The organism is Pseudanabaena sp. SR411 (assembly GCF_002251945.1).
GTDB lineage: Bacteria > Cyanobacteriota > Cyanobacteriia > Pseudanabaenales > Pseudanabaenaceae > Pseudanabaena.
On sequence record NZ_NDHW01000151.1, the window covers coordinates 1 to 10,314 of the forward strand.

General features: G+C 40.6%; 10 protein-coding genes and 1 pseudogene. 5 read left to right on the forward strand and 6 right to left on the reverse strand.

Translation table 11 applies throughout. The annotated features are described in order from the left end of the window. Nucleotides 1-167: 167 nt before the first annotated feature. Nucleotides 168-1,598 (forward strand): hypothetical protein, encoded by a 1,431-nt coding sequence (locus B9G53_RS15570; RefSeq protein ID WP_094533888.1) that lies wholly within the window; start codon nucleotides 168-170, stop codon nucleotides 1,596-1,598. A 33-nt stretch (nucleotides 1,599-1,631) separates the two neighbouring features. On the opposite strand, the pseudogene B9G53_RS29100 reads toward B9G53_RS15570, so the two are convergent. Then, nucleotides 1,632-1,885 (reverse strand): annotated as a pseudogene (locus B9G53_RS29100) (methylated-DNA--[protein]-cysteine S-methyltransferase); the annotation flags it as partial. 136 nt (nucleotides 1,886-2,021) lie between these two features. On the opposite strand from B9G53_RS29100, the gene B9G53_RS15580 reads away from it, so the two are divergent. Next, on the forward strand, nucleotides 2,022-3,932 hold the full coding sequence (locus tag B9G53_RS15580; protein ID WP_094533890.1) for an Mbeg1-like protein: 1,911 nt from the start codon (nucleotides 2,022-2,024) through the stop codon (nucleotides 3,930-3,932). 48 nt (nucleotides 3,933-3,980) lie between these two features. Beyond that, nucleotides 3,981-4,490, forward strand: coding sequence for a hypothetical protein (locus B9G53_RS15585; RefSeq protein ID WP_094533892.1), 510 nt, complete (start codon nucleotides 3,981-3,983; stop codon nucleotides 4,488-4,490). A gap of 32 nt (nucleotides 4,491-4,522) precedes the next feature. On the opposite strand, the gene B9G53_RS15590 is transcribed toward B9G53_RS15585, so the two are convergent. After that, entirely contained in the window at nucleotides 4,523-5,404 is an 882-nt protein-coding gene (locus B9G53_RS15590) for a methylated-DNA--[protein]-cysteine S-methyltransferase (RefSeq protein WP_094533894.1), read from the reverse strand. A gap of 223 nt (nucleotides 5,405-5,627) precedes the next feature. Here B9G53_RS15590 and B9G53_RS15595 point away from each other — a divergent pair, with 223 nt between their 5' ends. After that, on the forward strand, nucleotides 5,628-6,254 hold the full coding sequence (locus tag B9G53_RS15595; protein WP_094533896.1) for a Uma2 family endonuclease: 627 nt from the start codon (nucleotides 5,628-5,630) through the stop codon (nucleotides 6,252-6,254). Between the two features lie 51 nt (nucleotides 6,255-6,305). On the opposite strand, the gene glnT is transcribed toward B9G53_RS15595, so the two are convergent. From glnT to B9G53_RS15610, 3 genes are all read right to left on the reverse strand, one after another. Further along, nucleotides 6,306-7,613, reverse strand: a complete 1,308-nt coding sequence (gene glnT / locus B9G53_RS15600) for a type III glutamate--ammonia ligase (protein ID WP_094533898.1) — start codon at nucleotides 7,611-7,613, stop codon at nucleotides 6,306-6,308. Between the two features lie 192 nt (nucleotides 7,614-7,805). Continuing rightward, nucleotides 7,806-8,009, reverse strand: coding sequence for a hypothetical protein (locus B9G53_RS15605; RefSeq protein ID WP_094533900.1), 204 nt, complete (start codon nucleotides 8,007-8,009; stop codon nucleotides 7,806-7,808). Between the two features lie 38 nt (nucleotides 8,010-8,047). Beyond that, the gene (locus B9G53_RS15610) at nucleotides 8,048-8,653 is read right to left on the reverse strand and encodes a DUF3782 domain-containing protein (RefSeq protein WP_094533902.1); all 606 of its coding nucleotides are present in this window, start codon (nucleotides 8,651-8,653) and stop codon (nucleotides 8,048-8,050) included. 144 nt (nucleotides 8,654-8,797) lie between these two features. Here B9G53_RS15610 and B9G53_RS15615 point away from each other — a divergent pair, with 144 nt between their 5' ends. Next, on the forward strand, nucleotides 8,798-9,448 hold the full coding sequence (locus B9G53_RS15615; protein ID WP_094533904.1) for a Uma2 family endonuclease: 651 nt from the start codon (nucleotides 8,798-8,800) through the stop codon (nucleotides 9,446-9,448). Nucleotides 9,449-9,515: 67 nt separating this feature from the next. Here the strand turns inward: B9G53_RS15615 and B9G53_RS15620 are convergent, their stop codons facing one another. Next, nucleotides 9,516-9,953, reverse strand: coding sequence for a hypothetical protein (locus B9G53_RS15620; RefSeq protein ID WP_094533906.1), 438 nt, complete (start codon nucleotides 9,951-9,953; stop codon nucleotides 9,516-9,518). Nucleotides 9,954-10,314: the final 361 nt, after the last annotated feature.

Here is a 10,314-nt window from a genome sequence, read left to right on the forward strand (position 1 = left end):
AGTTTTTTGAATCCAGTCAATTTCTCTCAAAAATACAATTACGAAAAACACTGGATTTTATCTTTTCATTAATTCACTGATCTTATAGCGGGAAGGGAGTAAGTGGTCAATCGATAGTTCATAAAGCTCCAGATCAGATTCAACGACTTATCTCAAAAGATGATTTTGTGAGTCTGGCTGGTGGTCCCAGCACTAAAGCTAAAATAGATTCTAGTACTTACACCAAGATCCTTCAATGTCTAAAACAGTTCGAGTCGGAGAATATTGAAGACCGTAAAAAAACGATTTATGAAAATCTAAAAAGACTATGTACAAAATGGTTGGGAGGACATACTGATAGAATTAACACAGAGACAAGAGGCGTGATCGACTACATCCCCAAAGATAAATCGGATGAGACTAAAGCCAAACATATTGCGGGCTTGCTGAAAGAAGTTCTAGTGGTACTCGGCGAAAAGAGTAGTCAGATTAAGAGTGAAACCCCTTCACAGATTATCAATGAAATTCGAGAAGAGAAGGAAGCATCCCTAAATGCGATCAAAAACGAAGAAGAAAAAGCCTCTGAAGGATCTGATAATTATAAATTAACCTTACTTGCAGCAGTTGAGAATCCATACCTCATCGATTTTGCTAAGAAGCGATTGGCTCTGACAATTGAAAACAAACGCAAACTGCGCTCTAAAAACAAAAAAAATAATACCCAAATCAAAAATGAAGCTGCTAAACAGGTGCTAATGGAGAAAGAGGGAGAACAATTTACTTCAATGAATGAGAAAGAACAACTAAAAGCAATCGAAAAGTTAGCAAAGGCTTCGTCAGCAGTTGGTCATACTTGGGTGAATTTGACGACATTAGATACTAATTCTAAGCCGTTAAATAGGCACAGTTTTGGATTCTATCCCAAGGAATTCTATAATCAACCCACGGTTCCCGTCCCTGGTAAAGTTGTCTATCCAGATACTCTTCATGAAAGTGATCCTACCCAAAGAGCTGTAGATTATAAATTAACCAAAAAGGAATACAACCAAGCACTGGATTTCGCAAAAATTCAACTGCAATCTCCGCCCCAATACCTATTAACTGGTTATAACTGCACATTCTTTGCTAAAAAGATGGTGGAGACTGTTGGGAAGAAATTTCCAGGGAATGCGTTTATGACAGTGCCAACAGGAGCCGTATCTGCTATTACGGGGCTAGGAAAAGATAAGGCTTTTAATCCTAATGCCCTATACGATGAGTTGATGACATACGATGGGAAAGACGGAGGATCGCAGTCCTATGAACCGAAAAGAATAGAGCGCAAGAAGGAGCTTACTCCCTACGAAAAGATGCGTAAGTGTGTTTCAGAAATGTGGGCTGACAAATTTACATTAAATCATGCTATCGAAGAAAAATATTCTCAAGGAAATAAAGGGAAGCGAACCTTGGAAAGTGGTCGAGAAATAAAAATTACTAATATTTTTGAAGGCTTAATTGATAATGAAACAGAGATAACAACTATACCTGAAAGTAGAGGGCAATCCTATTGGGTTGATAACGATGTTTTGTATAATGCGATCGCCGATCAGGTTCTTGATACTCTAGGTTTAAGTAACTGAGAAAATTTGGGTGTCGCTGAAACATCACCTAACCTAATTCTGACAACTAGCCTCCCAACCTAATATTGCGGTCTTGCGTTCCAATCCCCAACGATAGCCGCCTAATTCACCTGATTCTCTAATCACGCGATGACAAGGAATCAGATAACTAATGGGATTGCTACCAACAGCATTACCGATCGCCGTCTAGCTACATTGGGACGACCAAGCGATCGCCCTAAGCCCTGCTTAGTCGTAATCCCGTCAAAGGGGATTCGCAGCAAGGCTCGCAAGACTGGACTTCTGAATGTAATATCTCTGAACGCATTGAGGTTATTACTTTTTGCTTATTGATCAAAAAATTCGTGATACTATTTAATAATCCTTTCTTGAATGAGATTTGGTGGCAAAATTTGCGGGGAATCCCTTAGGAGTTAACCAAACATGGGGAATATAAACGATAGGTTATCGCGAATAATACCTTCAGTAAAGGCTACAGTTCTTAACCTGCAAACTAGATCATTTGCTCCACTCGCAACTCAAGAGGAAGAACCTCTTTCTCAAGTACAAAATAAGCCGATATCAGAGAAATTAAAATCTTCTGAAAATATATTAGAAAAGCTAATTAATACACCAACGCCCGAAGCTGCTACGTCAGTTCAAAGAAGTCCAGAGAATCGATTAAAGGCGATCTCGCGGAAAATGGCAATTCAGGCAAAGCTGAATATTGGTGAGCCAAATAACAAGTATGAAAAAGAAGCCGATGCAACTGCGGCTAAAGTTGTTCCACAAATTCATTCACCAACTAATCAACTAGCTCAAAATCAACCAATTCAACGTCAAGAGAAAGTAGAAGAAAAGGTGGAAGAGGAACAGACGGTAAGTAAAGAATTTCCAATTTTAGGATCATCGATTCAAAATGAGATGCATAGCGATATTTCTCATATTCAGAGAGATTTAGTAAATGGAGATGCTGCAAGTAAAGTTGACAGCTTAGATGTTGTTTATGAATTGATTGCTCATAAACTAGCCTATAAAGGTATAGATGGAATACCAGAAGATATGGGGCAATGGCTAGACAATCAAGGATATCAAAGGAATTGGCTTGGTACAGTGCAAGGTTCGGGTTTATTTTGTGGATTAATCATGCCCAAACAGGGTTCTGATAAACTGCCTGTTTTAGCTTTCAAAGGAACGGATTTCAGTAAAACAGGTGACGCTCTCGCTGATGTTGATCCAGCTGCTGTCGGTTTTACAGCATTTAAATTAAAACAAGAGCAAATTCAAGGATTAATTAGTCAAGCTGGTGGAAAGGTAGTAGTGACTGGGCATAGTTTAGGAGGTGCATTGGCTCAACATGCCGCTTCTGCTTTTACGGGTAATATCAGTAAAGTAGTCACCTTTCAAGCTCCTGGTATTAGTCAAGAACAAGTTAGACAATTTAATAACAATGTTAATGATATGGAAGAAGATGAAAGACCAGAAGTTGTGCATCATCTTGCCACAGGTGACATCGTTGATCTAGCAGGTGGCAAACATATTGGCGGATCGGGTTTATATACAGGGAAAGGAAATGCTGAATTCTTTCTACATAATTTAGAGAGTGGTGGTCCCAATAATCATACTAAATTCTTGCTCCAAGATGAAGCATTCAAAGAACAACAAGAACAAGTTGGCATTGATGATGAAGCACGCGAGCAAGTCGGATTAAAGGATAGCCAGATTGGTGCGAATCAAAAAGTTGGACAGTATAATGACAATCCTTTTGCAGGTAATCAATTTATTTTTGAGCGTGGTAGAGAACTTGCTGCACCAGGAGCAGCCTTATTACTCGGAGGTAAGGAAGTGGCTCAAGGAGGGATGGGACTGGCTAAAGAAGGGCTGGGGAATTGGAAACAAGGAGGTGCTTGGAATAGAACTAAAGGTGTTGGTAAAATGATCGGTGGCGGTGTAGGGGCAGTAGCTGGTGGTATTGGTGCGGTTGCTGGTGGTATCGGTGCGGTTGCTGGCGGTGTGGCTGGAGCAGTAGGCGGTGCGATCGCAGTAGGCGCACATGAAACAGGTAAAGGCGCGATAGAAGGTTTGTCTACAGGGGCTAAGATGGGCAGATCTGCGGGTCGTGCCTTAATGAGTGGTGGGTCTAGTCTAGCGGCGGAAGGAAGGGGAAATTGGAAACAAGGAGGATTGTGGAACAAAACTAAAGGTGTTGGCAAAATGATTGGAGGTGGTTTAGGCGCATTAGCGGGTGGTGTGACTGCTGGTGTCGGCGGTTTAGCTGGCGGGGCTTTAGGAGGTGTTGGTGGAGCAATTACGGGAATACCTAAAGCTTTGTGGAAACGAGGTAAAAGAAAGTAAAGATAACATTTAAAAGAAAACAAATTATTAAATATTTAATCAACATTTATGCCCATGAATATTGCGAACAATTCAACATCCAAATTACGATTTTCTGGCAAAAAAACAGGTGTTGCAATTACTTTGCCGATTGGATGGCATCAAGAAAGTAACGAAGATACGAATTACGCTACAGATATATATTATCAATCTCTTGGCGAGCCTTACTCACCTTGCATAACAGTTAAAATTATTGAAATTCCTGAAGCTGAATATCATCAAAATAACTATCAAGAGCTATCAGAGATTCTGTTAACGGAACAGGCACAGGCCAGTTTTTCACAGACGTTAGAAATATTAGAGCAGCGCATAGAAAATATTGATCAGCATTCAGCGCGAATTGATGTTTTTAATATGATTGATGAAGAAACTAAAATACCAGTAACTCAATATCAAGTAACTATCCAATTGGCAGCTGCTGTATGCGGAATAGTTGCAATTATGAAGACAGAAGATCAAGATTTCTATAGACCTATTTTTAATGAAGCAGTAAGCTCTTTGAAATTGACACCAAATTAAACCTAAGCTAAAGATACTTACTCTAAAGCTCCTCAATCAGCGTAGTCAAATTGGCTAGCTTCCCATCCTAATATTGCCGTCTTGCGTTCCAATCCCCAGCGATAGCCGCCTAATTCACCTGATTCTCGAATGACACGATGACAGGGAATGATAAAACTGATGGGATTGCTACCAACGGCATTACCGATCGCTCTGGCGGCATTAGAACGACCAAGCGATCGCCCTAAGCCATGATAAGTCGTAATCCCACCAAAAGGAATTCGCAACAAAGCTCGCCAGACTTGGATTTGGAAATTAGTGCCTTTGACGTAAAGCGTGAGAGGTGGTTGACTAGCAGTATTCAGATTAGGAAGATGGCTAAATAGGCGATCGCAAATTGGTTGGGTAATTTGGAGATCGCAAATAATTTCCGCCTTTGACCATTCCTCTCGCAGCATTAAAGCAGCAGCCTGCTCATCCATTCCATCGAAAAAATATAAATTACAAATACCTCTCTCTGTCGTGGCAATCAGGCAATCACCAAACATCGTTTCATGGATGCCATAGCAAATCCGTAAACCTTTACCACCAGTCTTAAACTCTTGTGGTGACATTGCTTCGAGGTTCACAAATAGGTCATGTAATCGTCCTGCACTAGATAAACCAACATCTCCTGTCAGTTCCAATAAGTTCTTTGTCTCCGCAATTTTGGACTTAGCATATTCTACCGTCAGATATTGCAAAAATCTTTTTGGACTAATTCCTGCCCATTTGGTAAATAAGCGCTGAAAGTGATATTCGCTCAGATGTACCTGTTGTGCGATCTCGGCGAGGTCTGGCTGTTGCCGATGGTTTTGACGAATAAAGGCGATCGCTTTTGCCATTAGTTCATAGGTTGCGCGATCGCCCATAATCTCATCTATAAATTTGTCCATCGGGGAGTTCATGCTCAGCAATACGAGGGTTTACTCTCAATTTAGCAATGATTTGATATTTAAGCTAACCGTTTCTTGCGATCTCCTAAAATGCTAGTAGACTAGTTAGCAATGCGATCACTTGTTTTTTATGAATGGTAATGTTGTAACCTCTATAGAGTGTCTATTTGCTCGCATGGAAGATTGTGAAATATTCGCAAAGGAAAAAGAGGGAATTTGAGCGATGAAAATCACCCTTGATATACCACAAGTTGAACTTGAAAAATTAATTGCTCCTGCAATCGCTGAACCGCGTATTGCTCTCCATGATATAAATTGGCAGCAATACCAAACCTTCATCGATCTATTTTCTGGACATCAAAACCTCCATCTAACCTATCTCAAAGGAGCATTAGAAATCGTGACGCTTTCGCCAGAGCATGAAATGCTGAAAACGCTGATTGCGAGATTGCTATATGTCTATGCCGATGTCATGAATATTGACCTCTTTAGTTGCGGCTCAGCTACTTGCAAATCAGAATTTACGGCGAGGGGATTAGAACCCGATGAAAGCTTCTGTATTGGTCAGCGTCAAGAATTGCCTGACTTAGCGATCGAGATAACTATCACTAGTGGCGGTATCGATAAATTGGAAGTTTATCAGGGACTAGGAATTACCGAAGTTTGGTTTTATCAAAATGGGAAATTTGCAGTTTATCATATCAATAGCGATCGCAGTGGATATAATGCGATCGCTCAAAGCCAATTCTTTCCCCATCTCGATCTAAACCTGATGATCGAATACATCCAACCCGATCAAGAACCTGCAATGGTTAGAGCATGGCGTAAAATGTTAAGCACGCATGATTAAAGCCCAAAAAGCTGTAGCGCACGCGCAGCGTGCGCTACAGCTTTTTGGGCTTTAACAATCTAAAGTATGTTCCAATTCCCAAGGACTAATGCGAGTACTGTAATCATTCCATTCGCGTTGCTTTAACTTGATATAGGATTGCACGAATTCTGAGCCTAAAGCCTCTGGCAAAATCGTATTTGCTTGCAAACATCGCAGCGCATCCAAAAGATTTGCTGGTAATTGTTTCACTGTACCAAAGGGAAGCGGATCGGTGTAGGAATTATTGTCATAACGTTGACCTGCTTCGCGTTTATGTTTGATGCCATCGAGACCACTGGCGATGAGGGCAGCAGGGAGGAGATAGGGATTCGCGGCTCCATCGGCGAGGCGAAACTCAAAGCGACCTGCTTCGGGAATACGGATCATGTGGGTGCGATTGTTGCCTGTGTAGCTGATGGTGTTAGGCGACCATGTTGCGCCAGAGTTGGTGACGGGGGCATTAATCCGCTTGTAGGAATTGACGGTGGGATTGGTGAAGGCACAGACGGATTCGGCGGAATGCAATACGCCACCGATAAATTGATAGGCTAAGCTCGATAAACCGAGTTCGCCTTTTGCGTCATCAAAGAGATTAATATTTCCTTCTAAATCCCAAATGGAGAGATGGGTATGACAGCCGTTGCCCGTTAGATGTGGGAAGGGTTTCGGCATAAAGGTGGCGCGGAAGCCGTGCTTTTCGGCGATCGCTTTGACCATGTATTTAAAAAAGGCATGGCGATCGGCTGTGACTAAGGCATCGGCGTAAGTCCAGTTCATTTCAAACTGACCATTCGCATCTTCATGATCATTCTGATAGGCTCCCCAACCCATCGCTAACATGGCATCGCAGATTTCAGCAATGATATCGAAGCGGCGCATGAGGGCTTGTTGATCGTAACAGGGCTTGCTAGCGCGATCGCTTAAATCAGAAATATCTGTACCATCGGCAGAAAGTAGAAAATATTCACATTCCACACCCGTTTTAACGCGATAACCGAGGGCTTCAGCTTGGCTGAGGGCTTGTTTAAGAACATAGCGCGGGGCTTGTTTGACGGGTTCGCCATTCATGTAGAGGTCGGCGGGCATCCAGCCAATTTCGGGTTGCCAAGGTAAGGGGAAAAGACTATTGCGATCGGGAATAGCGAAGAGGTCAGGATCGGCGGGTGTCATGTCCAGCCATGTGGCGAATCCTGCAAATCCTGCGCCATTGGCTTCCATCGAGTCGATCGCTGCGGTTGGCACTAATTTGGCGCGTTGCACGCCAAAGAGGTCAGTGAAGGAAATGAGAAAGTAGCGAATTCCTTTTTCTTGAGCAATTTCCGATAGAGCCTTAGTCATAATCCCGTAGTCACAATGTTTATCTCTCAGCAAACGGGATTATCGCGCAAATTAAAATGCAATCTAGTATCAATCTTGTCAATATTTACCAAATTTTTGTCTATTTCAATCCCAGAGAGTCTTTATTTTTATCTTCAGCAATAAACCAAGCTAGAGCATGAGTATCTACCAAATAAGTATCCATTTGATTTGCTACTCTTGCCAGTTATTCGCATCTTTAAATATAGCCATTCGCGCATCGGTAAAATCCTCATCATGAATCTCAAAATCTTTCCATAGACCTTTGATAGAAGTTTTCTTACGAGAAGTATGTAATAGTTGGGAACTAACAATCTTTTTTAAACTTTCAAGCTCTTCTTGAAGAGACTGAATACGAAGCAAAACATATTGACTCATAATAAGTTACCTCTTTAATAATCTAATTCTACAACCGTTCACCAAGTCTTTGCTACAAAATCCTGACCATTAGCGATCGCCACCGTATCCCCCGAAGGCTTAATTAGAAATAGTCCTTCCTGTGTGGCATATTCATCGGCTCTCTCATCCACCTTAATCCCAGCGATCGCCCCATAAAGCCTATAACTTTGATACTTAGGCAGAGCCTGTTTAAAACGATTTAAAGTGATTAAAAATCGCTTCACATCGCGAACTTCTAAATGAGACTTAACCTCAATCGCCACTACTTCATTAGTATTTTCCGCGAGAACATCAATTTCGATAGAACCATTTTCATCCTGAGCTTCCACTCGCAAGGCTGTAAAATGCACTTCAATCCCCTTCTCGCGAAACATCCGCACTGCCGCAGGTCTAACTAAATTTTCGACAAACTCACCCCAACGACTCGTAATCCCACCGACTTGCTTATTTGTCTGCGCGACAATTTTTTTGAGTTCAGCCATTTCTTGCTCAGAGGTCTGTTTATATTCTTGCAGAGATCTTTGCAAAGACTGCTCAAACTCTCGTTGTTGTTCTTTGCGTTGGCGTTCGCTTTCACGAAACAACTCGAAAATATCATCTATGGTTACAGGGCGTTGAGACATAGTTTTAAGCGATCGCGTTAGATATTAATAATAATTATAAACTTTTCCAAAAGTCAAAAGATGAGTAGCTCTGCTACTCATCTTTTCTAATAGCGTAAACTGTAAATAGCGATCGCTGGATGAGTAAAGTTAGGAGATACGCAGATGACCACCCTATTACGAATCTCACAGATTGAAACCTTAGCAGGACAAAGTACAATCCTTCATGAAATCGACTGGGAACAATTTGAATCTATCCTCCAAGACCTTGGCGACAAGCGCAGATCAAGAATTGCTTATTTAAACGGTGTATTAGAAATTGTCATGCCATTACCTGAACATGAAAAAATTAAAGTCTTGATTGGAGATTTTGTAAAAGCACTTCTGGAGACAATGGAGATCGATTTTGAAGGGTTTGGATCTACAACCTTCAAGCGTGTTGACAAACTCGCAGGACTAGAACCCGATGACTGCTTCTACATTCAAAATAATATCGCTATGCGTGGTATCCGTAAACTAGACATGACCATCGATCCTCCACCTGATCTAGCGATCGAGGTAGATGTAACTTCCAAAACTAAGTTTGATGTTTACCGTATCCTTGGCGTACCTGAACTATGGCTATACGATGAGACATTGAAAATTTATATCTTGCGTGATGGCGAGTATGTCGAATCACAGTTAAGCCCTATTTTTGGTGATATTCCTATCCGTGATGTCATACCGCAGTTTTTAGAAATTAGCTTTCAGCAAGGACGCAGCGCTGCTATGAAGGCTTTTCGAGTATGGATGCAAGAAAACTTATCCAATTCATGACTAGTAATGATGCTTAGTTGCTTGAGTTAGGGCATCTAACAATATTCGTAATTTATTGCTGTTAAACTTAAAGATAGTTCGCAATTGCCATCATTTTTGACGCTTTAATCGCCCATTTTATAAAATAGCAAAAATTCAAATTGTTATCTATAACGACTTCCAACATACTTATAGAAATTGGGACAATATAAACACCATTTCCATTATTTATAATTTGATTTTTATAAAGATTAAATTCACCAATTTCACTGATAGCTGTTTCTTTATATCCATTTCCAATAAAAAAACTTAGCGCTTTACCTTTTGCAGATCTCCAGCAAGTTTTTTCAATTTCTGGTCTTGATACTTTTTCTGATGAATAATTTTTACATTCTCCTATTAGATTGGATGGATAATCATTTACCATTCCCCATACGTCGTACAGAGAGTTATCAACAGCTATCAAATTTATATCAATTTGTCCTAAGGCTGTATCTTTATTAGTTACATCGAAAGAGTTTATCAACTCGATCCTTGAAAATAGAAGTTTAACAAGATTTTCTAACGCATCACCTTTTTCAGTATTTGTTGAAAATTCATTAATTTTAATTGTATTTAGAATCTTCTTTTCTTCGGTATATTTATCTGAAAAGTCAAAAATATTGTTGCAAGAAGGATGATTTCTTATTTGAGCATCATGCTTGCTTGATTTATCAATAAAGTCTTTAATAACTATTAAAAATTCAGGGCTATTTCATTCTTAAAAAAGCGAGATAAAATAGGATTGGGAAGTATGTTAGAGGTATAGCAAGCCATGACAGAGATCGCAATAGTGGAAGCCTTCAAAGAATTACCAGACGCAAGACAAGCAGAGGGAAAGCGTCATG

What these genes read in the sequence shown, in the direction of transcription:
- B9G53_RS15580 (WP_094533890.1), top strand. Translation starts at nt 2,022, where the DNA reads ATGGGGAATATAAACGATAGGTTATCGCGAATAATACCTTCAGTAAAG.
- B9G53_RS15585 (WP_094533892.1), top strand. Translation starts at nt 3,981, where the DNA reads ATGCCCATGAATATTGCGAACAATTCAACATCCAAATTACGATTTTCT.
- B9G53_RS15590 (WP_094533894.1), bottom strand. Translation starts at nt 5,404, where the DNA reads ATGGACAAATTTATAGATGAGATTATGGGCGATCGCGCAACCTATGAA.
- B9G53_RS15595 (WP_094533896.1), top strand. Translation starts at nt 5,628, where the DNA reads ATGAAAATCACCCTTGATATACCACAAGTTGAACTTGAAAAATTAATT.
- glnT (WP_094533898.1), bottom strand. Translation starts at nt 7,613, where the DNA reads ATGACTAAGGCTCTATCGGAAATTGCTCAAGAAAAAGGAATTCGCTAC.
- B9G53_RS15605 (WP_094533900.1), bottom strand. Translation starts at nt 8,009, where the DNA reads ATGAGTCAATATGTTTTGCTTCGTATTCAGTCTCTTCAAGAAGAGCTT.
- B9G53_RS15610 (WP_094533902.1), bottom strand. Translation starts at nt 8,653, where the DNA reads ATGTCTCAACGCCCTGTAACCATAGATGATATTTTCGAGTTGTTTCGT.
- B9G53_RS15615 (WP_094533904.1), top strand. Translation starts at nt 8,798, where the DNA reads ATGACCACCCTATTACGAATCTCACAGATTGAAACCTTAGCAGGACAA.